Origin of the sequence: Bradyrhizobium sp. 187 (genome assembly GCF_023101005.1) — a bacterium.
GTDB lineage: Bacteria > Pseudomonadota > Alphaproteobacteria > Rhizobiales > Xanthobacteraceae > Bradyrhizobium > Bradyrhizobium canariense_D.
The window spans coordinates 26,996-50,430 of the sequence record NZ_CP064694.1; the positions used below are offsets into that span (position 1 = coordinate 26,996).

Below are 23,435 nucleotides of genomic sequence, written 5' to 3' on the forward strand. Positions count from 1 at the left end.
GTAGGGACGTTTTCGAATCCGTTTGCCCTCAGCAATGCATTGGATGCGGTAGGTTGCGGCATCGGACGTTCGGCCGGCGAAGTTCTCGCGCGACCTTCATTTTCACTCAGCGCAGCGAGAGCAAACGTGGAGCTTTTCGCAGTGTCGGCGGCTGAACTTGGCTTTCAGACCGATACTGCGTCGCTTGCGGACATTTATGCACGCGCCCAAGAGTTGGGATTTGGGTTGGTCGCAGCGGAGGTGGGTCCACAGTTGAGGCTTCAATACTTTGACCAACCGATCGGTGAATTTTTGATCCTTGGAATGGAGCCAATCAGGACGTGGGAGGGCGAGCCCGTCATCTTAACTGTAGCTAATGGCGGAGCAGGACTAATCCTTATCGGTCAAGACGGCAGCGCGGACGCACAAATATCTATTATCTCACGGTTTCTGTTCGTGCGGTCCATTGAGGCCGTACCAGCCAATGGAGAGGGCCAGGCCCCACTCGTGGTCCATCGTTGAGTTTGCTGTCACTGCTCGTCCGACCTTGAAGCGGAAAAATAAGTCACTGATAATCGAAATGTAAGCCGGCAGTTAAGCGCGCCAACTCATATTGCGGCAAGGTGCCTGATGGAACGGCAGGCGGATACACGAAATGAGCACGATTCAACAGAGCGCAGGGCTGGAGCGGGCAACTGCAAAACGGCCGGCATACAGCCCGCTGGAGGTTTACTGGGATGCATTTCTGGAATGGCGTAGACGCAAGAGGCTCCGGCAGCAACTTGACCTCTTGAGCGAGAGAGAACTGTTGGACGTCGGTATCTCACGCGAGGAGATTGATTACCTCGTTTCCAGTGTTCTTGACGGGCCCGATCTTCGCTGTCGGCATTCCATAGGCGAGGAAGCGCGGTGACTGATGATCATGGAGCGGATCAGTAAGAGGCACTTGGTGAAGCATGCTGCCTTGGCCTGCTTGCTCCTGTTCGCGAACGCGGTGCTTGCTCGTGATGACGGCCGTTACGCAGACTCACCTTTGAAGCACTGGTTTGAGAGCTTGCACAGTGAGTTTGGGCAATGCTGCACGAATGCAGATGGATACATCGTCTCTGGCGCGGATTGGGAGTCTTATCGCGGAAGTTATCGTGTTCGCTTGAATGGCGAATGGGTCTTGGTGCCTGATGGTGCCGTTATCACGCAACCAAACCGGGCAGGGCGCACGATGGTTTGGACGTATTTCATCGACGGGCATCCGCGCGTTCGCTGTTTCATGCCGGGCACGATGATGTGACCCCCGAGAGTGCCCCGGCGCGGGCACCGGAATCGTGGCACCGCCGAATGAGCAGAGTAGGTCGATCCGAACAATCGGTCTATTGCGCGGCGCGTCGCTCAGTCCGGTACGCCTGTGACGCGGAGCGCCTGCGCGATGTTTTCAAGGCACTTGCGTCGAACGCGCGCCAACCATGAGGGCTTTCTCGACCCGTCCAGACGCACCAAATCAGACCCGGGTGATACGGCGGCTTTCAAACGGCGTTGAAGGACCGGTTTCTTGGTCCAGGCGAAGGGCCGAGCTTCGCCATTGTAGGCTTTGCTCTCACCTTCAAGAAAGGCGGGTGCTGGTGAGATCTTCAAGCAAGTTGGAATGCTGCTACGACAATCTTATGCCGTCTCCGTAAGGGCGGACTTCTTACAAAGACGAACGAGCCAACGGCAAAAAGCGCGAGACATTTCGGGATTATCGCCTCGGTCGACAGCATAGGCGCGATACTGCATGCCGCTGGGAGTGCGCGATCGTGGAATCACATTGAGAGCTCCACCACGTACCAGGTCACTTACAATGATTTCGGGCGCGACCAGAAGACATTTGCCCGTCATCACCGCCGGCAGGGCCAGGTAATTGTGATCATATCGCGCTCCCGATTTTATATCCTTTGGGGTCAGGTTCATGGCCCGCAGCCAAGTCGGCATTATGTCAGGCCGGGATGTGATGTTCAGGATGGGTACTGTGCGAACAACCGGGAGGCTCTTGCCATCGACGTGATTTGGTGAGCCCACACATACGAGTTGCTCGTTGTAGATTTCCCAATCATCTGCCGGCTCGATTACGGAAAGATCCCGTGTGATCAAAATGTCGTAATCGTCGGACGACGTCGGTTGCGAAAGTGAGCTAATCACATCCACAACTACGCCGCCCATTTCATTAGAAAAAGCTTGGAGATTTGGAATCAGAAAGGCGTAAGCGAAAGTCGAGAGTGACGTGCGGACTACAATCCGATTGGTGTCTCGACGATTCCGTCGGCGCATTCTCTTAGCGGTGAAGCAAACGGTATCTAGCGGTTCAGCAACCGCGTTCGCAAAAAGCCGCCCGAATTCCGTCAATTCGCTCCGCCGGCCGCGACGCTGCATGAGGTCACTGCCCAGATACTCCTGCAGCACGGCGAGGTAACGGCTCACCGAACTCTGGGTCATTCTCAAGGCGTTAGCCGCGCGCGTTACGCTTCCCTCGCGCGCAATTGTGACAAATACCCGGATCGCATTGAGTGGCACTTCATCCGTTTCGGTAGCCATTTTGTGCTCCGGAATTTCGGGCATGCCCGTCAGTTCTCGCAGGAGGGCATTGCCAGAAATCAATGGTCCATCACATTATTCGATGATCGTAGCCGGGTTACTAGATACCTACTGCAGGTCGCGCGCGAAAGCGATTTCGCTCAGACGCGGTGCAATCCGTGCGAACGAGCTCACTTCTAGGTGCGCACATTGCTTCCCAAAGGCGCGACGAAATCGTGCCGTTAAATCGGCTGGCGTGATCGCTCTTTGCGCGGTCCCCCTTCTGGAGGAGAGGGGCGTTTACAGCAATTGTCGAACAGCAAAAGCTGCGCCCGAGCAGAGCTCAGACGCAATGACGCCCTCTTGGACAAGAGATCTAGCGAAGGAAGCGAGCTTCGGCCGCATTGACGCTATCCACGTTCTGGAGGTCGAAAATCTCCTCGACCGGCAGAATATCCTTGTGGACGTTCTGGACGCCGCCATCGGCAATGATTCGGCGGAAGGTCTCTCTCATCGCAGTTGCAGCAGCGCGGATACCGTAATTGCCGTAGATCATTACGCGGATATTCCCGAGTGCTTTGACCCGCTCGGCGTCGAGATCCGGGTAGGCGTTCGGCACGATCGCTAGCGGCACCAATCCGCCCCAGGCGCGCGAAAAACTTTCGGTCTCTGATGCATCCTTCTTTTTCGAATGGATTAGCACCATTTCGGCGCCGGCCTCTTCGTAAGCTTTTGCTCGGTGCAGAGCTTCCGTTTCGCCGAGACCCGCAATCAGGGCTTCGGTGCGGGCGATCACGAGAAAATGTGGGTCTCGTCTTGTCGAAACAGCGGCCTCGATCTTGCCCTGGAACTCCTCCACGCGAAGCGGTTCCTGGCGTCCGCCAGCCATAAGGCTCGTCACTTTCGGAAATGTTTTGTCTTCGATCACCACAGCGCTGGCGCCAGCTCGCTCGTATTCGTGAACGGCGTGGATCACGTTGATTGCATTGCCATAACCGGTGTCAATGTCAGCGATGATCGGCAGCGTCGTGCGTCCAGCAATCGAGCGCAGCATGTCGAGATGCTGGGTCATCGAGATCAGGCTCATATCGGGCAGACCGTAAAGCGCGGAGAGTTCGAAGCCCGATGCCCAAAAAGCATCGAACCCGGCCTCTTCGGCCAGCAGAGCCGAAAGAGGGCTATGGGCGGCCATGACATGGATGAGACCGGTCTCGTCCAGGCGAGTACGAAGGCGTTTGACGGAGGACATCGGAAAATCCTTCTTTCGCGGACTCGGCTCGCCGTCACTGAGCGGGGTCACCTCGGCACCCCGATCGCGCAATTGGGCCGCGCCCGCGGTCATGATCTTGGCTTTTTGAGGGACGGACGACATCTGAGTCGGTCTAAAACGAGAGACAAGAGTCGGCACCTGAGTGAAAAGCGGAAATCTTGCCGGTTTCTAATTGCTCTTAAACGGGCAACCAATGGTGTGATCGCATTCTTGCAATCTAATGATCGAACATCTCGATGATGGCGTCGTGTCTCGTTGCACCTTAGAGCTGATCAAGGAGCTAGGGGGGACATCGTTTCCGCGCGACACTTGATCACTCGAGACCATGTTGGTTGCGCTAACAGTGAGAGCGCTGATGATGCTTTGTTGGGCAGCGTCCCCAACGGGGAGCGAGCCAGTTCCGAGGAGGCACCTTTCTCTGCCCGGAAGCCTCATGTCATCTCATCTGCGCACGTGAACATCGACTTACTCGATGAATGTCATCGCAGCGTAGCATTTCGCGGCTCTAACGTCGGACACGTTTGGCAAGCACGAGATCCAGCGATCTTGGTTTTCGGCTTCTGCGAGGATCTGCTGATCACCGCAAGGTCAAGGCTATGCGTTCCGTACTGATTGAAGCGAATTCCGGGAGACGGTGATGACCCGCAGCCATCTGACACGGCGAGAGGCTTTGACTGGTGCGGTCGCAGCAGGTTTGTTGCCGACCGCGAGCGCCGTCTGGGCTGAGAGCGACGGCAAGAAACCAGCCCGGCGGCGATTAAGAGTTGGCATGTCCGGCTTTCCCCGCACGTTTGACCCAGTCATCGCAACCGACACCGCCATACGGCGGATCATGCCACAGCTGTTTGATAGCCTCATTGGCTTTGACCACGCCAATGGGATGGCGCTGCGGCCGGCATTGGCCGAACGTTGGGAGCGAGTTGATGCGCAGTCGCTGCGGCTGTTCCTGCGCAAAGGCGTGGCGTTCCACGACGGAAGCCCGCTGACTGCCGAAGATGTCGCCTTTAGCCTCGGGCCCGACCACCTCTTAGGACCGGGCCGCAGCGGAATGTCCGATGCGCTGCAGTCGCTGGACCGGATCGACAAAGTGGATGTCGTCGATCCCTATACGGTCATTGTCCACACCAAAGGGAACGACGCACTGCTTCAGCAGCGTCTGGCTTCCTGGGGAGCGGAGATCGTCTGTAAGCGCGCGTTCACCGCCGCGGGCTCGTGGGAGCGCTGGACGGCAGCTCCTGTAGGGAGCGGCCCGTACAAGCTCGTCAATCACAAGCTCGACATCCATGTCACGTTGACTGCGCACGATGCATATTGGGGCGGGCGGCCACCATTTGAGGGCGTCGAATATCGCATTATTCCCGAGCTTTCCGCGCGCGTGAACGGCCTTCTTGCCAACGAGCTCGACCTCATCACTGACATCCCACCCGATCAATTCGAGCGTATCGAGAAGCGGGCCGATCTCCAGGTCTCGGGCGGGCCAGTACAGAATATCCGCTCGCTCGTGCTCGACCAGAACGATCCAGTGCTGAAAGACGTGCGGATCCGCCGTGCGATGAGCCTTGCGCTCGATCGCAAGCTCTTGATCGAGAGCCTGTGGGCGAACCGTCTGCCGATTCCGAATGGCTATCAGCTCGCAAGTTATGGCCAGGGCTACATCGAGGAGTTCCCCGCGCTGCTTTATGATCCCGATAAGGCCAAGGAGCTGGTCGCTGCGGCGGGCTACAAAGGAGAGCCGATCATTTATCGGCTCCTCAACAACTACTACCCCAATCAGATCTCTGGCGCGCAAACCATGATCGAGATGTGGCGTGCAGTCGGCCTGAACGTCAAAATCGAGATGATGGAAAACTTTGCCCAAGTTCAGCGCCAGCCGGTGCGGGCGATCTTCGACACCTCCAACACGGCGTTGTTTCTGGATCATCTCGGCCATCCCTGGCGTGAATACGGCCCCAGCGGCGCCCTGCCGAAGTCGGTTGGGGTCTGGAAGAACGAGGAGTATTTCGCCTTGGGCGCGCAGCTCCAGGAGACCGCTGAGCCCGAGCAGCGCCGTCCAATCGTCCGCCGCATGCTCGAGATTATCAATGACGTCGATCCACCCTGTGTGATTTTGCATGTGTCCGGCCAGTTCTATGGCAAGCGGCGCGACGTACCCTGGTTGCCGGGGCTGACGCTCGATCTCAATTTCGGCCCGTTCAACAGCGCCTTGATCCGGACCTGAATCAGGATGAATGACGCGTTGCTCCGCTTGCGCGCAGCTCCACCACGTGGGCTGCCCGGCTCCCGCAGTCCCTACGACGCCGCCCGCGAGGAGCAGCCGCGACGACGCTGGCAGGAGGGAGATCAGATGACACCACTTCTTGAGATTGCAGGGCTGCAGGTTGCTTTCGACCAGGTGCCGGTGCTGCGTGAAATAAATCTCAGCCTCCGCCGTGGCGAAGCGCTGGGCATGGTCGGCGAAAGTGGTTGCGGAAAGTCGGTGACTTGGCTTGCGGCGCTTGGTCTCTTGGGGTCGCGCGCCCGGACGGCAGGCAGCGTACGCTTTGCTGGCGAAGAGCTTCTCCGTGCTCCCGCCCGTCATCTGGAACAGGTGCGTGGTGGCCGAATTGCAATGATCTTTCAGGATCCGACCAGCGCGCTCAATCCCGTGCGTACCGTGGGCGATCAGATCGGCGAAGCTCTGCAGCTCCATCGTGGGATGGACAGGCGCAGCGCGCTGAATGAAGCGCGTCGTCTGCTGGATCAGGTCGGCATTCCCGATGCGGCGCGACGGCTTGGCGGCTATCCGCACGAGTTTTCCGGTGGGCAGAATCAGCGGGTCATGATTGCCATGGCGCTTGCGGGACAGCCCGACATCCTCATCGCCGATGAACCCACCACGGCTTTGGACGTCACTATTCAGGCGCAGATCCTTGAGCTTCTGCAAGAGATTCAACGTGAAAGAGGCATGGCGCTGGTCCTGATCTCACATGATCTGGGCGTTGTCGCCGAGATCTGCGAGCGCGTGCTGGTGCTTTACGCCGGGCACATCATTGAAGAAGCACCCGCCGTGCGTCTGTTCGACCATCCCACTCATCCATATACACGCGGGCTTGTTGGGGCCCTCCCGAATCTAGACGGGTCACGGCAACGCCTCGCCGCGATTCCCGGTGTCGTTCCGAGCCCGGCGGACCTTCCGCCAGGATGTCCCTTCGCGCCACGCTGCGACCTGCGCACGGACCGCTGTGGTGAATGCACTGTCGAATTGACTTCTGTGGACGATAATGCCGACCACAGAATTGCCTGCTTGCATGTCGCCGGCCAACGGTGCCACGACGAGACCGTCGCCGCATGACGCTGACGGTCGCACCGCTTCTCCAAGCCGATGGGCTTGTCCGACGATATTCCTTGCGTCAGGGCCTGTTTCGGGGTCACTCGACGGTCCACGCCGTCAATGGACTGTCGCTGTCTCTGGCCAGCGGCGAGACGCTCGGGCTTGTTGGCGAATCGGGCTGCGGAAAATCCACCGCGGGCCGGCTTCTCATTGGCCTGGAACGACCGGATGCGGGCACCGTCAGCTTTGGGGGAGAAGAGTTGCCGGCGATGGGCGATATCCGTTGGCGGCATCTCAGGATGCGAATCCAAATGGTATTTCAGGACCCGCTGGGGGCGCTCGATCGCCGGTTGACGATCACGGCGCAAATCGCAGAACCGCTCGAAATTCATCGGATCGGCAGCAAGTCCGAAAGAGCGGACCTGATCAATAGGCTCCTCGCTGACGTTGGCCTCAGAACCGATCGCGGGGCGCGCTATCCTCATGAACTCTCAGGTGGCCAACGCCAGCGTGCGGTGTTGGCACGAGCACTCGCGACCGATCCGGACCTCATCGTGTGCGACGAGCCGGTGTCCGCGCTCGACGTCTCGATCCAGGCTCAAGTCGTCAATCTTCTGCGTGACCTGCAGGAGCGACGGCACATGGCGATGATCTTCATCAGCCATGACCTGCGCGTCGTTCGGCAGATCAGTGATCGCATCGCCGTGATGTATCTCGGCTCGATCGTCGAAGAAGGCTCGCCCGATGCAGTTCTGCGCGCCCCCTTGCATCCGTATTCAAAAGCGCTGGTTTCTGCCGTACCCAGGCCTGGACGGCGTAGCGAGCGGACGATCCTGCAAGGTGATCCGCCCAATCCATCGGCGCGGCCCGCCGGCTGCGCCTTCCATCCACGTTGTCCGGCGGCTCTTCCAGCCTGCGCACGGATTGTGCCCGAGCTCACATCCGTAGGCGCAGGACGCAGGGTCGCTTGCCATTTGATCAACAGGGATGGTCTCCAAGTTGGGAGCGTCGCCTGATGACCCGCTTCATCATGACTCGGGTGGCTCGCGCCGTGCTCACCATAGCGATGGTAGTCACATTCGCCTTCGTGGCTCTGCGAGCCTCTGGCGATCCCGCTCGCGCGATGCTGTCGCCTGAAACGTCGGCCGATGCGGTCGAGGCGTTTCGCAAGGCTTGGGGGCTCGATGCACCACTCTGGGTCCAATACGTAAAATATCTTCTTGCGGTCGTCCACGGAGATCTCGGCCAATCCATGCGGGACGGGCGTACTGCCGCCACGGTTGTTGCCGAACGCATCCCGGTCACGCTGATGCTCACTGCTCCGGCACTCGCCCTCAATCTTCTCCTAGGCATTCCGGCCGGCATCTATGCAGCCCTCAAGCGCGACAGTTTCACGGACCGTCTGGTGATGATGGTGACGGTAGCGGGCTTCACCGTGCCATCATTCGTGCTCGGGCTCGTACTCGTGCTCGCCTTTGCGGTCGAGCTTCCCTGGTTTCCTTCAGGGGGCGCCGGCAGCGTGCGCCATATGGTCCTGCCGGTGGTCACGCTTGGCCTTGGCGGCGCGGCCGTTCTGGCTCGTTTCACCCGCAGCGCCATGCTCGAGGTGCTCGGGCAAGCCTATATCCGCACGGCGAGTGCCAAGGGTGTGCCATGGCGCAGAGTCGTGACGGGTCATGCCCTGCCCAATGCCGCCATACCAGTGTTGACCATCGTGGGTTTGATGGTAGGCAACCTAATCGCGGGGACGGTGCTCGTCGAAAGCGTCTTTTCCTGGCCGGGAATCGGCAGTCTGCTCGTCGTCTCCGTCGTAAGTCGCGATCTGGCTGTGGTCCAATGCATCTTGCTGCTGGTGGCAGCCGCCATGATCGCGACGAACCTCGCAGTCGATCTCCTTTACGGTATGTTCGATCCGCGTCTGCGCGATACGCGCTCTGCTGGAGCGTAGATGGCGGAAATGTCTGCCGGACAGATGTCGTTTGCTCACGTTAAGAAGAAGAGAGTACTTCGTTGGCGCAATGTTGCTGTGCAAGGCGCCATCGCTTGGCTCGCGCTCATGCTCGTCATCGCGATCCTGGCAGATCGTCTCGCTCCCTATGATTATGCCGCACTTGATCTTCGGCATCGTCTCGCCGCGCCTATTGGCTTCGGGGGGCACGTATCGCATCTGTTCGGCACCGACGAGCTTGGCAGGGATTTGCTGGCGCGCTTACTTATATCGATCCGGATGAGCCTTTTCATTGCTTTTGGAGCCACGTTGATAGGCGCATGCCTGGGTACCACGCTCGGCTTTCTCGCCGCCCATTTCCGCGGCTGGGTCGAACAGGTCATCCTCGCATGTGTCGATTTCCAGGCCAGCATGCCGTTTCTCGTTCTAGCGCTCGCGGTACTTGCATTCGTGGGTAACTCTCTGCTGCTCTTCGTGGCCCTCCTTGGCCTTCATGGCTGGGAGCGCTACGCGCGCGTCACGCGCGCGCTCGCGATGAGCGCGAACACGCAAGGCTATGTGGTCGCCGTACGCCAGTTGGGCGCAGGACCTTGCCGCCTTTACCTGCGCCACATCCTACCGAACATCGCCTCAACCTTGATCGTCACCATGACTCTTGCCTTTCCGGATATTATTCTGCTCGAGAGTGGTCTGAGCTTCCTTGGTCTGGGCGTGCAGCCCCCGCTCACCTCCCTCGGCAATATGGTAGGCTATGGTCGTGACTATCTGACCCGCGCGCCCTGGATACTCGTCCCCTCTTCCCTGATCATCTCGCTCACCACACTGTCCATCTCGCTGGTGGGGGACTGGCTGCGCGACCGCATGGACAAGACATTATCGTGAAGGCCTCTGTAACTTCCCCTGCTACCCGCCGCGTCATCCTTGTCAGTTTCGATGGGCTCCGTCCCGATCTTATAAATGCTACAGCGACTCCTCATCTTCACAGGCTGCAGCGCCAGGGCGTGACCCTCGGCCGGAATGTCACCGTCTATCCGAGCGAAACGCGGGCGGCGATGCCTAGTCTTGTTACCAGCGCATCACCCGGGCGCCATGGCATGGTCGGGAACCAATACCTCGACCGCGCAGCGGTGCCGTCCCGCTACGTCGACACGGCCGATGACCAACTGGTCGAAACCCTGGATACGTTGAGCGGCGGGCGTCTCATGGGCGTGCCATCGCTCGGCGAGGTTCTTGCCGCCCAGGGCAAGACGCTCGCGGTGCTCGCGTCCAATTCTGCCGGGACGACCCGCCTGTTCAACCACAAGGCGCGCACGCTCGGTCATCCCACAATCTCGGGGCACTTCGCGCGGCTTGCGACTTCCCGATCTCTTCTCGAGGCGCTGAATGCTCGAATCGGTCCTCCCCCGGCGCCCCCGCCTGCAGGAACGCCCGACCTCGCAGCCCAGAGCTATCTGACGGCGGCTTTGCTCGATATCGTCTGGCCACAGCTTCGGCCTGACGTCACCATTCTCTCCTTTGGCGAACCGGACAGCTCGTCTCATTACTGCGGCACGGCAGAGGTACGGACGTTGGAAGCGCTCGCCTGGGCCGATCAGCAATTCGGTCGCGTTCTGGACTGGTGGGAGGCTGAAGGCCGGCGGCAGGACGTCCACATCATTGCCGTCTCAGATCATGGACACGTGAGCGTCCATGCGCAGGCTGACGTTCACCAAGTACTCAGAGATGCCGGATTTCGTTGCGGCTCGGCGCCTGGGCAAGACGTAGATGCGATCGTCGTTCCCGGGCAGGTGGGGGCCATTTATCTGGCAGACCCCTCGGAGCTGAAGATCCGGCGAGCCGTCGCAGCAATGACCAAGGCGCCGTGGTGCGGACCGATCTTCACCGCTGGACGAAATGACGTCGACGGCATCGCGCCGGGCAGTTTTGCGCGACAGCTTGTGATGGCAGATCATGCCCGTTCCAGCGACATCCTGTTCTCCTATCGCGCCGATAGTGAATTCGATCCATTCGGCCTCATCGGCCGAACCTGGAGCAACGACGCGCCGATCGGACTGGGAGTACATGGCGGCTTGCATCCTAAAGAGATGGCGGCGGTCGGCATTCTCGCCGGACCTGCCTTCCGCTCGGGCAGCCTTTCAGAAGTTCCGTCGGGAATCTGCGACATCGCGCCGACCATTCTGCATCTCCTGGGAATTGTCGCCCTAAGCCAGATGGATGGGCGCGTCCTCAACGAGACGTTTGCGACATTGCCCCGGGCTGCACCCGCGTCGGTCGTAGAGACCGTCTACGAGGCAGGCTCCTCCACTTACCACCAGGTCTTGCGTCGCATACAGGTAGGAGCGGCAGCCTATATCGAAGGCGGCTTTGCAGAGAACGCCGCGTGAACCTGGGGGCTTTCGCATGCGGGAGCGGAGACCGGCAGCGAGCGCCGGGATGCTGTCCCGCAGCTCGTCCGGAAGCCGCGCCATCTCCAAGCAAGCGCGTCTGGCCAGAGCGCGAGGTAAGCGGGCCGAGGAGTATCATGAACTCCTCCGTAGCCGTTTGCCCGGAGCCGGTATGACAGTGCTCTCCGGGTCGATCGTGCCAACTACGAATGATGGCTGCCGAAGCATCTGCTTTCAAGCGCTACGAAGATGGCCTCCGCCTGGGGCTGGTTGAAAACAAGCAAGTCGACCTGGTGCCTTCGTTGTACGATCGACAGTTGGCAGCTCAATTGGATCGCGATGTTGCTTGCGCGGAAAGGAAACCGATAGCCAGGCGCTGGAGCAGTGGTTCGATGGAGGCGGGTAGCAAGGCGGATGGACGGCCACCGAATGGAGACAAAAGTTCCCAGTTTCAACACTTTGGCTGCATCTGCGGTGGAACTGTTGAAACCGTCCCTCTGATGGGGTGCCCGCATCATGCGCGCTCTCGATGGATTCGGAATGTTAGGTTTCGGCATTCGGATTCTCGGAACAAACGCCATCTACGCTTATGAGGCCTCCTCCGGCGTCAGAGTCGATCCTGGCTTGGCCACGACGGAGGACATCGATCTTCTGTTCGACGCGCGCGGCGGCCTTACGTTTGTGGCGGACGACGACGTTTCCTAGTCTTCGTTGCTGAAGATACTCCAACGTGTCGACACCAGCTTCGAGCGCGCCAAGCAGACGTTCCGCGCCGTAAACCGGGACGGCTATCTCGTCGATCTGGTCAAACCTATGCAGAGCCCTTCTTGGAAGAAGGCCCCGGATAAAATCGGCTCGGACCCCGAAGACCTCACTGCCGTTCAAATCGAAGGACTCGATTGGTTGCAGAATTCGCCGGCTTTCGAGGCAACTGCGATCGACCAGAAGGGCGAACCGGTGCGCATCGTCACTCCAGACCCGCGGGTTTGGGCCGCCCATAAGCTTTGGTTGTTCCGGCGTGCGGACAGGAGCCGCTCAAGCGACAACGAGATGCAGCACAGACGAAAGCCGTCGGGGCTCTGGTCGCGAGCTATCTCACTCACCTACCATTCGACGCAGGGCAGCTGAAGATGCTTCCCAAAGAAGTGGTAGACAGCGCGGAGCCGCTTTTCGCTAAGAAAGACACCGTGGCCCGCGCCTAACATTCAGGTTCGAAAGAGCGAGGCCGGCATATCCGGTCGCCGATCATCGGCGGCACCATGATGTTGATCAGCATGATGCTGCTGCTCATCGGCATGCCGACGACCATCGTGAGCGGCATCATCACCGGCATCATCATCCCCAGCACCAGCAACAGCACCAGCATGGCGCCCCCCCGCGGACTTGTGGGGCCACTTTGAAAACGACTCGGCTAGTCGGTCCGCGCTCGCGCCAAATGCGAGTTTGCTTGCGTCATCTGGCCATTCCCATTCGCACGAAGGATTCGACGTCAAGCGCCTGGACCCGCATTTCTATTGAAGCGCTCGCTTTTTCGCGAGCTTCGCCGTGATCGACGACATCAAGCGCGACATGACGATCCTGGCGACCAGCGCCCGGGACTGGGCCGACCGCACCCGGCGGCTGGCCGCGCGCGTGCCGGAACTCGACGTCTTTCGCAAGGTTTAGTCGATGGCGAAAACGGCGGGTGGAAGATCACCGACAAGGGGCGAATCGTGCTCGAATTCATGGAGGGGCGCACGGTCGTCGATGTGCCGGTCGAGGTGGCTGCGGCTCAGACGGTCGTTGCGCCCGTGCCTCGGCTGCCGCTCGCGAAGGACGCGAGCGAGTCCGAGCGAACGCGTCTTGACCCGCAGCCGTTCAATTATGCAGCGATGGCAGCCGCCGTCCACACCTTAGGCTTCGCCGGGTCCGGAGAAGATGGACCCCGGCGGCGTCGTCCGCGGTACCGGCAGCGGACGCTCGGCCGCTGCCGGGCTGGGTGGCTGACCGCTCTTCGCATCGTATCGCTTGGCGAGATCCAGCAGGCGTCGCCTGGTGAACGGATCGGCCCTCTCGGCGAGGGTCCGGACCCGATGGGCGAGGCCCTGGTAGAATTCCTGCTCCATGACACAACCCCACGATATTAATCGGCGGAGTTGAGTATGCCGATGCCTTGGGAGTCAAGAACGGCGGGGGCTTGATGCCACTCGGCGTGGTCCGGTGACAATTGCTCAGAAGAGGGCGGACCAGAGGTCCGGGAAGACCATGGCTGCTGAGAGGGATAGCAACAGCCCGGCGCCGCAGAAGATCGCGACCGCCTTGAGTTCTTCGATGTCCTTGTCCGTGCCGGTCGCGCCTGCCAGCGCCTTCGCCGCCCATTCCATGGTTCGGTTTCCTCTGAAAACCACCATACCAGCCGTAGCAGCTCTTCCGGCTGCCGCGTGTGAACTGGCTCTCACGCGCCATCGCCTGATTGTTGCAAGCTCGGTCTCGCGCGGGAGGGCTAACGGCGGCTCGCAGCCTCTTTCGGGCGTCGGAGATCGGCGTCGGCTGCATCCGAAAATTTTTCGGGCCGACCTTGAAACCAAAACCGGGTTTTCTAATTTCTCAGGCGCCACCGCAGGGTGGCTTCCGGGTGCCTTTTGGGGCCGGGATTCCCAGACGGGGACCGGTCGTGTCCGGCGATAGAGATACTCGCGCTCGGCCTTCTCGGGCTTGCTTCCCTCGATCGTGACGACGTTGTGCTCGGCCGTGACCGAGATCTCCTCGGGCGAGAAGCCGGCGACCGCGAGCGAGATCTGGTAGCGATCATCGCCGAGCCGTTCAATGTTGTACGGGGATAATTGTCTTCAGCGGCGCGCTGGGCGGATTCCGCGAGATCGAAAAGACGATCGAAGCCGATGGTCGAACGCCAGAGCGGTGAAAGGTCGTAGCTGCGCATAGCCAGATCCTCCAAAGAGCAAAATGGTTACGAGGCAGGGCGCTGCAGGCCCCAGAGGGACTGAAGGCACCCGTCGGCATCGACGCCGTCCTTGACGCTCTCTGCGAAGTGGACGACGGCCCTCGCAATCCGCCCGGCGGCAAGCCGAAGCGCCGCTTCTCGGTGTCGCGATTGGCGGCGCGACAGACGCAGTCATGCGGACCCTTCAATCGGCATGACAGAGCCTCGCCCAGGCCGAAAGCGGCTGGGCGAGGCTCTGCAGCAGGACGCGGACGCTTGGCGCAACGACAGAAGCAGGCCGGTCCAGGCCCGCCACCGGCACGCGGGCGGGGTGCGGGCCATCCCTGTCGTCGTCAAGCGTGCTCGCGTCGGCAGCGCTGGCAGCTGGGATCTGGAGGCGCAGTGACGCCGGTCGCGTCAGGCGGACGCCGCTTTCCGGAGAGTGTCCCGCTCGCGACAGAGATCGTCGACCTTCGCCCGCGTTCTCGAGAGCAGCAGTTCGGCTGACGCTGTCGGCACGCCCGCCCGCTGCAGCATCCCGATCTCCCGCTCCTGGGCGCGGAGTTGCCCGCGCATGCGCGTGATCTCGCCACGGAGCCAGTCGAGCTTCACAGCGCGCTCAGGTCGTCTGGCACGTCGTCGCCGAACTTCCGGATCAGCGTGGCGTCGGTGAAGTCGCCGCTGGACGGATCTCCGGTCCGCGAGAACGCGACGGCGCCGGCATGACCAGGCTTCCGGGATAGCGCCTCGGCCCGCATGACCGCGGCATTGGCGCTGAAGCACTCCGTTGCCGCCCCGGCGGCCACGCCGTCGTCGGAGAAAACGAACGGTAGAGCGACATAATAGGTCATGTCAGCCATCTGCCTCATCCTTGCGTTCGCGCGGCCCTGGAAGTCGCCCCCGCGCGTAGCCGGTCGACACCTTCGAGCGGAGTTCGTCGAGCTGCACCTCCAGAAACTCGTTCGCGACCAATAGGGCCTTCACGGTTTTCCGGGCATCGCCGCCGCAAGCCCGCTGTCGCTTGGTCGGCGGCGGCATCGAAATCGTCGACGGCGGGAATAGTCCGATCCGGAGCAGCTTTCATGCTTTTATGTTCCCGTTTCGTTCATGAGAGTCAAAAGGCTCTTCCTCCGAATTCCCAGGGCGCGGCGGCCGTCGCCGGATGAATCTCGGGGATGAGCCTGCGAAGGAAGTCGCGAAGAAGCCCGCGGCCGGCACGGGACGGAAGTCGGCTTACGTTTTTCGGGTCCGTCCGTCGCGCCGTTGTTGCCGGATCGGATCGTGTAGCCGCTCCCGACCGAGGAGCCATTGGTCTTTTGCGGGGTTAGGTCGGAGTCGATTTCAAAAACATCGAAAGGGAACCGCATGGATCAGCCCCGCGACGTCGCCGTGATCGTCGGTAGCCTCAGGAAGGCTTCGATCAATCGCATGGTGGCCAATGCGCTGGCTGAACTGGCGCCAGCCGGACTGAAGCTGGGCATCGTCGAGATCGGCCAACTGCCGCTCTACAATCAGGACGGCGATGACGATCCGCCAGCGGAATGGACGGCGTTCCGCGAGCGTGTACGGGCGGCGGATTCCGTCCTTTTTGTCACCCCCGAGTACAATCGCTCGGTGCCTGCCGCGTTGAAGAACGCCCTGGATGTGGGATCGCGGCCCTACGGCAAGAGTGCCTGGAGCGGCAAGCCTGGCGCTGTCGTCAGCGCCTCGCCGGGCGGCATCGGCGGCTTCGGCGCCAACCATCATCTGAGACAGTCGTTGGTATTTCTCGACGTGCCCGCGATGCCGCAACCGGAAGCTTATATCGGCGGCGCCGACAGACTGTTCGACGCGGACGGAAAGCTGGTCAACGAGGAAACGCGGAAATTCCTTCAGGGCTTCATGCAGTCCTATGCCGCGTGTGTGTCCGCTAACACCTCCAAACAGGCTTAGGGGCCCTCTGCAAGCCAGCGCTATTCCGGCTCGATCTGCTTGCGCCGGATTGTGAAAAGGGAAAAGCTTCCTTTGCTTCAAGTCCTGCGATGGAGTGGCCCATGTCCGATCCCGCACTAGGCAACCTTGGCGCAATGCTTCCCGACCTGGCCGAACTCTACAAGGATGTGCATTCGCATCCCGAGTTGTCGATGCAGGAGATCCGCACGGCGACCTTGGCGGCCGACCGACTTCGCGCCGCGGGCTTCGAAGTCACGGCGGGCGTCGGCAAAACCGGCGTGGTCGGCTTGCTACGGAACGGCGAGGGACCGACGGTCATGCTGCGCGCGGACATGGACGCACTGCCCGTCGAGGAAGCAACCGGGCTTGCCTACGCCAGCAAGATCACGGCCAAAGATCGCGACGGAAACACCGTCCCCGTCAGTCATATGTGCGGTCACGACATGCATGTAACCTGGCTTGTAGGCGCCACCCAATTGCTCGCCGAGGCCCGAACCACCTGGCGCGGGACGATCATGGCGGTCTTTCAGCCCGCCGAAGAGACGGCGGAAGGCGCGCAGGCCATGATCGACGACGGCCTGTTCAAGCGTTTCGCGAAACCAGATGTAATCCTTGGGCAGCATGTCATGGTTGGGCCGTCGGGCACCGTTGCCGGACGTGTAGGCGCGATCACCTCCGCCGCCGACAGCTTGCAAATTCGCCTGTTCGGTCGCGGCGCGCACGGGTCGATGCCGCAGGCGAGCATCGATCCGGTGGTGATGGCGGCGGCCACCGTGCTGCGGCTGCAGACCATCGTTTCGCGCGAGATCGCCGCTGCGGAAGCAGCAGTCGTGACTATCGGCGTCCTGCAGGCGGGGACGAAAGAAAACGTGATTCCGGACGAGGCCATCATCAAGCTGAACGTACGGACTTTCGATGCCGGAGTAAGGACGCGCGTCCTGGCTGCCATCGAGCGGATCGTCAATGCCGAGGCGGGGGCCTCCGGTGCCCCCCGCAAACCGGAGATCACCTCGCTGGACCACTATCCTCTCAACGTGAACGACCGGGATGCAAGCGGACGCGTGGTGGGCGCATTCCGGCGTCATTTCGGCACCGAGCGGGTAAGGGCAACCGGACCCGCGCCTGCGAGCGAGGACTTCGGGTCGTTCGGGACCGAATGGCACGTGCCATCGGTTTTCTGGTTTGTCGGCGGTACCGATCCAGAGACCTACGCCAAGGCGAAAGCAGCGAACAAGCTCACCGAACTGCCGGTGAACCACAGTCCGAAATTCGCACCTGTTCTTCACCCCACCCTGCAAACCGGCGTGGAGGCGCTGGTGGTCGCGGCTCGCGCCTGGTTGCCGGCATAGTGCCGGAAAACGGCATCATGCAAGCGCTTCCGCTTGTGCTTGATCTGGCCGGCACCTTTGTCTTCGCGCTTAGCGGGGCGCTGGCGGGGGTCAAGCGAAAATTGGACTTGTTCGGCATTCTGGTACTGTCGTTCGCGGCGGCCAATTCGGGCGGCATCACCCGGGATCTCCTGATCGGCGTCGTTCCTCCCGGCGCTATCGCCGACTGGCGCTACCTCGGCGTATCGCTCTTCGCTGGTGTCATCACGTTCTTCTTCTCTTCCTTGATCGTGCGGATGTCGAACGCGGTCCTCATCTTCGACGCCGCAGGTCTTGCGCTTTTCGCCGTCACCGGCGCATCGAAGGCAATGGCCCACGGGCTGAACCCGCTCATGGCCGTAGTGCTCGGCATGGTCACCGGGATCGGCGGCGGGATGGTGCGCGACGTGCTGCTCGCCGAGATTCCTACTGTGCTCCGTGCAGAGCTATATGCGGTCGCGGCGCTTGCGGCCGCGGCCATCGTGGTGGTTGGGCACATGTTGCAGTTGCCAGTCGCGCCGGTGACGGCGGTGGCGCTGATTTCATGCTTCTCGCTGCGCGTCATGGCAATGAAGCGTGGCTGGCGGCTTCCGGTTGCGAAGATCATGGACTAGTGCGACCCGGCTGGCCAAACGCGTTCGCAGGTTCGGAGAGGTGCTAGTCGGCGCTCGCCGGCCCGCTGTCGATCATCTTGCGCTGCGCACGGAACGGAGCGCGTTCCAGTCCGTTGCATCCTTAACTTTCACGATGGAGAACGCTCATGAGATTGATTTTGGCAGCGGCTTGCGCGGCCGCCATTTCGCTGGCTTTCGTACCCGGCGCGGACGCGAAGGGCTGCATCAAGGGGGCCATCGTCGGCGGCGTTGCCGGGCACATGGCGGGACACGGCAAGCTCGGCGCTGCGGCCGGCTGCGCCGTCGGTCATCACGAAGCGAACAAGGCCGACGCCAACAACAAGGCGAATGCACAGGCGCCTGCGGACCGGAAGTGATCCACCAGCGCCACCGCAAGCCAGGCTGGCATGTGTCGTTCGGATGCATCGTCATCGGCCTTGTGCTGGCGGGCGTCACGAGCTCCGCGCTTGCCGCCGAAATGAAGCCTGCCGCGATCGACGCGGCTGAGCCCTCGAAGAAGACCCTGTCCAACGAGAAGCCGACCCCGGCGGGGGTCCGGTTGCAGGTCCTGCTTGACCGGGCGCACTTCTCGCCAGGAGAGATCGACGGAAGGTTCGGGGAGAACGCGAAGAAGGCACTGCGGGCCTTCGAAGAGGCGCAGCAATTGCCGGTCTCCGACGACCTCAACGCCGATGTTTGGGCAAAACTTGCTGCGGATAACCGCCCGGTGACGATGAACTACACCATAGCGGAGGAGGACGTCGCAGGGCCGTTCCTCAAGAAGCTGCCTGCGAAGATGGAGGACATGAAGGACATTCCGAAGCTGTCCTACGGCAGCCCGCGCGAAGGCATGGCCGAGAAGTTTCACATGAGCGAGGATCTGCTGTCCGCCCTGAATCCGGGAAGGCACTTCGACCGCGCCGGCGAGGCCATCGTCGTGATCGACTCCGGAGCCGAGCAGACTTCAGAGAAGGCGGCCAAGGTCGAAGTCAACAAGAGCCGGCAGACAGTCAAGCTGTTCGACAAGTCGAACGCGCTGATAGGATTCTACCCCGCGACGATCGGCAGTGAGGAGAAACCATCCCCCTCCGGCACCTTGAAGGTGACGGAGATCGATCGCAATCCGACCTACCGCTACAATCCGGCTTACCATTTCAAGGGCGTTCACTCCCGCAAGCCGTTCACCATCAGGCCGGGCCCGAACAATCCGGTCGGCTCGATGTGGATCAATCTCTCCGGCGACGGTTACGGGATCCACGGCACGCCGTTCCCGGGAAAAGTTTCCAAGTCGGAATCGCACGGCTGCGTCCGGCTCACGAATTGGGATGCCGAGCGTGTCGCGGAACGCCTCTCCAAGGGCACGCCGGTGGAATTCGTCGACCGCGTGAAATGAGCCCCTCGACGACTCTGTTTACGTAGCGCCAACAGTCCAGAGGCCAGCCGCCCCTTGAACTAGGCCATAAAGCATCCATTTAGCATCCAATGGCCATCCAACTGGATGGTGAAAAGATGTTGCATGGCCGATAATCTGCGCGAGCTGCGACCCAAAACTTCCGACCGAGAAGATCACGATCAACCTTGGCTATGTCGATCTCGGTCACGTCGATCTCATGGTGCAGGAGGGGTTCTATTCCAATCGGACCGATTTCATCCGGACCGCCATCCGGAACCAGCTCGAACGTCATGCAGACGTCGTGAGGCAATCCACGGCCCGGAAGAGCCTGGACCTCGGTCTGCGCAATTACACCCGCGAAGATCTCGAAGCGGCGCGGCGGGCCGGCGAGATGCTGCAGATCAACGTTTTGGGCTTAGCCACCATCGCGCAGGACGTCACTCCCGAGTTGGCCCGCGCCACCATCGTGTCGGTGTCGGTGCTCGGGGCGCTTCACGCCACTCGTCAAGGCCGCTCTCGCCGACAGAACGAGGTGAACGATGCTGAATCAAGACATGGTCCGCGAAGCCACGCGCCTCACCCGTGCCGGCCAACTGGTCGAAGCCACCGCCCTGCTGCAGCGCATGCTTCAGGGCGGCAGCGCCCCCGACGTCTCGCAGCGGCACTCAGGCTCCGCTCGCGCGGCTCGAGCCGCCAACCATCGATGCCAAGGCCGAGGTCGTCGAGGAGAGGGAAAGCCGGCCGACGCCGCCTAGCCCCGTCCAAGGACGCGAACGCAACTCGTCGCTCGATGGCATGAGGAAGTTTTCCGGGTTGGGCCTGGAAGGTCCGATCGGACGCGCTCCGCCGTCAACGTCGGATATCGCGCCCGAGAGCACCCACTTCATCGCCGGTACCTTCAGCAACGCAGCGGGAAGCCGGACTTACAAGCTGTTCATCCCGAGCCGCTCTCAGGGAAAACAGCTCCCCCTGATCGTCATGCTCCATGGTTGCACCCAGTCGCCGGACGATTTCGCCGCCGGCACCCGGATGAACTTCATGGCAGAGGAGCGGAATTGCTTCGTCGTCTATCCCGAGCAGCCGAGCGGAGCCAATCAGTCGAAGTGTTGGAACTGGTTTCGGACGGGCGACCAGCGCCGCGGCGGAGGCGAGCCGTCTATGATCGCCGGTATCACCCGCCAGGTCATGCGGGACCATGCGATCGATCCGAAGCGCGTCTACGTCGCAGGATTGTCGGCCGGCGGGGCCGCCGCCGCCATCATGGGCGCGACGTATCCCGACCTTTACGCTGCCGTCGGTGTTCATTCGGCCCTGGCGTGCGGCGCCGCGAGCGATCTTCCCTGTGCGTTCGCCGCCATGCGGCAGGGAGGCGGGTCTAAGGCAATTACCAATGGCAAAACTTCTGTGCCGACCATCGTTTTCCATGGCGATCGCGACAATACGGTGCATCCCAGGAATGGCGATCAGGTTATCGAGCAGTCGGCCGGAGCGACGAGACCGACGACAAAGGTAATTCGCGGACGCGTACCCGACGGGCGTGCATATACTCGCACCATCCTGAGCGGCGCGGACGGTCGGGCGATCTCCGAACACTGGACCATCGATGGCGCCGGACACGCGTGGTCGGGCGGCAGTCCCGCCGGGTCTTACACCGATTCGCAAGGCCCAGATGCGACGAGGGAGATGCTGCGCTTCTTCATTGAGCATTCTCTTGGTGGGTAACCTGCGGGTCCGATCTTCCCGAGAGTAATGGCGGATGCGGCTGGATCGGCCCGAGCGGTTTCGCGCGAAGGGGAGAGGCGGAACGGAGAGAGCTGAAGATCGCTTCGGTCTGGTTTAGCTGGCGCCGTCCAGTTCGGGTATGCTTCTCTGCATGTCGTTCAGTGCGACTTGGCGAGCGGCGTCCCCATCGTTTGAATTTGGGAGTTTAACTGGTCGATCTCCGCCTTGCGCCGCTTGTTGAGTTCGATCTGCTCGTAGAGTTTTGAAGAGGACCCATCGCTGACCTTCGCGATCGCCTTGAGCGGATACTTCCACCAGGAGGGTTGCGGTTCGGGTATGCGCGGTAAAGGTTTGCGATGTCGCAGGTTATCATATCCTTCTTGGGCCGATCTCTCCCAGTAGAAACTTCTTCGATCTCGGTCTCGATCACACGTTTCCGTTGTTGGCGACCCCGTTCGTTCTCACTTCCTGCGAGCCTCGGCCCATCTCCAGGTGGCGCTGAGCACTTTCTTACCCCGGCGAAGCGACCGTTTCGACGCCAGCTCATTAGCTGAAACAATCACAAATTATAAGATTGTTGCACCCCGGTGACAGACTCCGCTTTTGGCCGGTCGTAAGGTGGTGCATACGAGCTCGCAAAACCGACGGTAGTCGACACATCAATGCGTCGGATGGGAATTGGGAGCGTCGCAAGTTGATTTCAGACTGATTTCAGACGGTTTCAGCCCGGCTTGCCAGTGATCGACCGGCTCGCCGGCGAAAAGGCGATGTTATCATGAGATTACGGCACCTCGTGTTCGGGGCCGCTTGCCTGTCGCTGACCGGCTGATTCACTTCCGTCACAGCGCTGCCAGCGATTATCCGGCTTGCGACCGCGCCGGCGTCTCCCGCCTCCTGGAACCGCCGCCGGTCGATGCCCTCCAGCGACCCGATTGAGGAATGTCCCTGACGAATCATTTCCGGAGGTGGTCGAAGTTCGAGACCCCCAGCATCCTTTGTACGGCTGCTCATTTCGAGTGATCAGGAAGATCGGGCAGCGAGGCCGAGGCAATCCCGCTTCGTATGAAGTTGAGTTTCGCACGGGAAGCAGTCTCCTAATTCAGGCAACCGCAATCGAATATTATGGACAAGAAGCAAATCAGATTAAGCTGAGTATGGAGGCTCTACTCGGGCTTTTATCGACAGCGGATTGTCCCGACGCACATGAGCATGGATCCATCCGATCTTTGGTCGACGCTGACGCCCGCGCTCCGACGCCAGATCGTCAAAGACGTCGCCGCGATTTTGGCGGAGATCCTTCATGAGCCAATCGGGCTGACTCGAGCGGAGTGGTCGTTAAGGTCCCGACATGGCCGTGCAAGGGCGGCTCGGTCTCGTCTTCCAGCTGTTCCTGCAACTGCGCAGCGTTGCCAAGGTCATGCGGGCGTTGAACGAGCGTGACCTCGAACTGCCACGTCGTGATCAGCATGGCGATTTGTGTTGGACGAGCGCGACGCTGGCTGCGGTGGCCCGTCTTGAAGAACCCCGCACACGCGGGTGCCTTCGTCTATGGACGAACCCGCTTCCGGCCACCGAGGCGGGAGGGCGCCCTGCCGCAAAAGGCTCAGCGGGCGATTGAGGAGTGGCGGATCGTCGTCAAAGATCGATATCCTCCCTATATCGACTGGCCAATTTATAAAAAACTCCGAGCCGTCATCAGAGATAATCGAGCCGAATACATGCGCATCAGAACCCGAGGCGCGCCTCGCAATGGCGAGCTTCTGCTCCACGGCATCGCCCGGTGCGCACGATGTGGCCATAAGATGTACGTCCGCTACAAGGGGGGCGGCGAGTATGTATGCAATCACCTGCGGACCCAGGAAGGCCAGCCGACCTGCCAACACATCCGGGCCAACCGTAAGGTGACTACCCAGCGCAACCGCTGGGTACATGCCGACTCCCTCCTCAGCCCGCCCCAACTGGCCCGAACGCTTAAGGTCCCGAGAACTGGCTCTATGTGCAGATCCGAAGTAAGCGTTTGCTGATTGATCACCAGTCAAGCGGCGCTGATGG

General features: G+C 61.1%; 21 protein-coding genes and 4 pseudogenes. 17 read left to right on the forward strand and 8 right to left on the reverse strand.

Going from position 1 to position 23,435, the window contains the following annotated elements; genetic code table 11:
• Window positions 1-634: 634 nt before the first annotated feature.
• Entirely contained in the window at window positions 635-892 is a 258-nt protein-coding gene (locus IVB19_RS37295) for a YjiS-like domain-containing protein (RefSeq protein ID WP_247822145.1), read from the forward strand.
• A gap of 36 nt (window positions 893-928) precedes the next feature.
• Window positions 929-1,267: a hypothetical protein gene (locus tag IVB19_RS37300; protein ID WP_524536784.1), complete on the forward strand. Its 339-nt coding sequence runs from the start codon at window positions 929-931 to the stop codon at window positions 1,265-1,267.
• Between the two features lie 368 nt (window positions 1,268-1,635).
• Here the strand turns inward: IVB19_RS37300 and IVB19_RS37305 are convergent, their stop codons facing one another.
• Window positions 1,636-2,544 (reverse strand): LysR family transcriptional regulator, encoded by a 909-nt coding sequence (locus tag IVB19_RS37305; protein ID WP_247822146.1) that lies wholly within the window; start codon window positions 2,542-2,544, stop codon window positions 1,636-1,638.
• Window positions 2,545-2,899: 355 nt separating this feature from the next.
• The gene (locus tag IVB19_RS37310; protein WP_247822311.1) at window positions 2,900-3,772 is read right to left on the reverse strand and encodes an isocitrate lyase/phosphoenolpyruvate mutase family protein; all 873 of its coding nucleotides are present in this window, start codon (window positions 3,770-3,772) and stop codon (window positions 2,900-2,902) included.
• A 658-nt stretch (window positions 3,773-4,430) separates the two neighbouring features.
• Between IVB19_RS37310 and IVB19_RS37315 the strand changes: the two genes are divergently transcribed.
• The 7 genes and pseudogenes from IVB19_RS37315 (at window position 4,431) to IVB19_RS37345 (ending at window position 12,563) form a co-directional block, all read left to right on the forward strand.
• Window positions 4,431-6,011, forward strand: coding sequence for an ABC transporter substrate-binding protein (locus IVB19_RS37315; RefSeq protein ID WP_247822147.1), 1,581 nt, complete (start codon window positions 4,431-4,433; stop codon window positions 6,009-6,011).
• Between the two features lie 126 nt (window positions 6,012-6,137).
• A complete protein-coding gene (locus IVB19_RS37320) occupies window positions 6,138-7,124 on the forward strand; it encodes an ABC transporter ATP-binding protein (protein WP_247822148.1) in 987 nt (328 codons plus the stop codon).
• Window positions 7,121-8,119: an ABC transporter ATP-binding protein gene (locus IVB19_RS37325; protein ID WP_247822149.1), complete on the forward strand. Its 999-nt coding sequence runs from the start codon at window positions 7,121-7,123 to the stop codon at window positions 8,117-8,119. The genes IVB19_RS37320 and IVB19_RS37325 overlap by 4 nt, the downstream gene beginning before the upstream one ends.
• On the forward strand, window positions 8,119-9,051 hold the full coding sequence (locus IVB19_RS37330; protein ID WP_247822150.1) for an ABC transporter permease: 933 nt from the start codon (window positions 8,119-8,121) through the stop codon (window positions 9,049-9,051). The genes IVB19_RS37325 and IVB19_RS37330 overlap by 1 nt, the downstream gene beginning before the upstream one ends.
• Complete coding sequence (locus tag IVB19_RS37335) at window positions 9,052-9,933, forward strand: ABC transporter permease (RefSeq protein WP_371827270.1); 882 nt, start codon at window positions 9,052-9,054, stop codon at window positions 9,931-9,933.
• Window positions 9,930-11,435 (forward strand): alkaline phosphatase family protein, encoded by a 1,506-nt coding sequence (locus IVB19_RS37340; protein WP_247822151.1) that lies wholly within the window; start codon window positions 9,930-9,932, stop codon window positions 11,433-11,435. Before IVB19_RS37335 ends, IVB19_RS37340 begins: the two co-directional genes overlap by 4 nt.
• Window positions 11,436-11,975: 540 nt before the next feature.
• Window positions 11,976-12,563, forward strand: a pseudogene (locus IVB19_RS37345) (GSU2403 family nucleotidyltransferase fold protein).
• 70 nt (window positions 12,564-12,633) lie between these two features.
• On the opposite strand, the gene IVB19_RS37350 reads toward IVB19_RS37345, so the two are convergent.
• From IVB19_RS37350 to IVB19_RS37380, 6 genes and pseudogenes are all read right to left on the reverse strand, one after another.
• On the reverse strand, window positions 12,634-12,801 hold the full coding sequence (locus tag IVB19_RS37350; RefSeq protein WP_247822152.1) for a hypothetical protein: 168 nt from the start codon (window positions 12,799-12,801) through the stop codon (window positions 12,634-12,636).
• Between the two features lie 526 nt (window positions 12,802-13,327).
• Window positions 13,328-13,540, reverse strand: coding sequence for a hypothetical protein (locus IVB19_RS37360; protein ID WP_247564604.1), 213 nt, complete (start codon window positions 13,538-13,540; stop codon window positions 13,328-13,330).
• Between the two features lie 105 nt (window positions 13,541-13,645).
• Complete coding sequence (locus tag IVB19_RS37365; protein ID WP_018456572.1) at window positions 13,646-13,798, reverse strand: hypothetical protein; 153 nt, start codon at window positions 13,796-13,798, stop codon at window positions 13,646-13,648.
• A gap of 297 nt (window positions 13,799-14,095) precedes the next feature.
• A pseudogene (gene hspD / locus IVB19_RS37370) lies at window positions 14,096-14,355 on the reverse strand (small heat shock protein HspD); the annotation flags it as partial.
• 608 nt (window positions 14,356-14,963) lie between these two features.
• Window positions 14,964-15,215, reverse strand: a complete 252-nt coding sequence (locus tag IVB19_RS37375) for a hypothetical protein (RefSeq protein ID WP_247822153.1) — start codon at window positions 15,213-15,215, stop codon at window positions 14,964-14,966.
• Entirely contained in the window at window positions 15,208-15,393 is a 186-nt protein-coding gene (locus IVB19_RS37380; protein WP_083926431.1) for a hypothetical protein, read from the reverse strand. The genes IVB19_RS37375 and IVB19_RS37380 overlap by 8 nt, the downstream gene beginning before the upstream one ends.
• Before the next feature lie 327 nt (window positions 15,394-15,720).
• On the opposite strand from IVB19_RS37380, the gene IVB19_RS37385 reads away from it, so the two are divergent.
• The 8 genes and pseudogenes from IVB19_RS37385 (at window position 15,721) to IVB19_RS37420 (ending at window position 23,407) form a co-directional block, all read left to right on the forward strand.
• Entirely contained in the window at window positions 15,721-16,287 is a 567-nt protein-coding gene (locus IVB19_RS37385) for an NADPH-dependent FMN reductase (RefSeq protein ID WP_247822154.1), read from the forward strand.
• 101 nt (window positions 16,288-16,388) lie between these two features.
• The gene (locus tag IVB19_RS37390; RefSeq protein ID WP_247822155.1) at window positions 16,389-17,636 is read left to right on the forward strand and encodes a M20 family metallopeptidase; all 1,248 of its coding nucleotides are present in this window, start codon (window positions 16,389-16,391) and stop codon (window positions 17,634-17,636) included.
• 17 nt (window positions 17,637-17,653) lie between these two features.
• Window positions 17,654-18,268 (forward strand): trimeric intracellular cation channel family protein, encoded by a 615-nt coding sequence (locus IVB19_RS37395; protein ID WP_247822156.1) that lies wholly within the window; start codon window positions 17,654-17,656, stop codon window positions 18,266-18,268.
• A 146-nt stretch (window positions 18,269-18,414) separates the two neighbouring features.
• On the forward strand, window positions 18,415-18,645 hold the full coding sequence (locus IVB19_RS37400) for a hypothetical protein (RefSeq protein ID WP_247822157.1): 231 nt from the start codon (window positions 18,415-18,417) through the stop codon (window positions 18,643-18,645).
• Between the two features lie 101 nt (window positions 18,646-18,746).
• A complete protein-coding gene (locus tag IVB19_RS37405; RefSeq protein WP_247822312.1) occupies window positions 18,747-19,661 on the forward strand; it encodes a L,D-transpeptidase family protein in 915 nt (304 codons plus the stop codon).
• Window positions 19,662-19,784: 123 nt separating this feature from the next.
• Window positions 19,785-20,197: pseudogene (locus IVB19_RS37410) on the forward strand (ribbon-helix-helix domain-containing protein).
• Between the two features lie 3 nt (window positions 20,198-20,200).
• Window positions 20,201-21,383: pseudogene (locus IVB19_RS37415) on the forward strand (extracellular catalytic domain type 1 short-chain-length polyhydroxyalkanoate depolymerase).
• Window positions 21,384-22,849: 1,466 nt separating this feature from the next.
• Window positions 22,850-23,407 (forward strand): recombinase zinc beta ribbon domain-containing protein, encoded by a 558-nt coding sequence (locus IVB19_RS37420; RefSeq protein ID WP_247822313.1) that lies wholly within the window; start codon window positions 22,850-22,852, stop codon window positions 23,405-23,407.
• Window positions 23,408-23,435 lie beyond the last annotated feature (28 nt).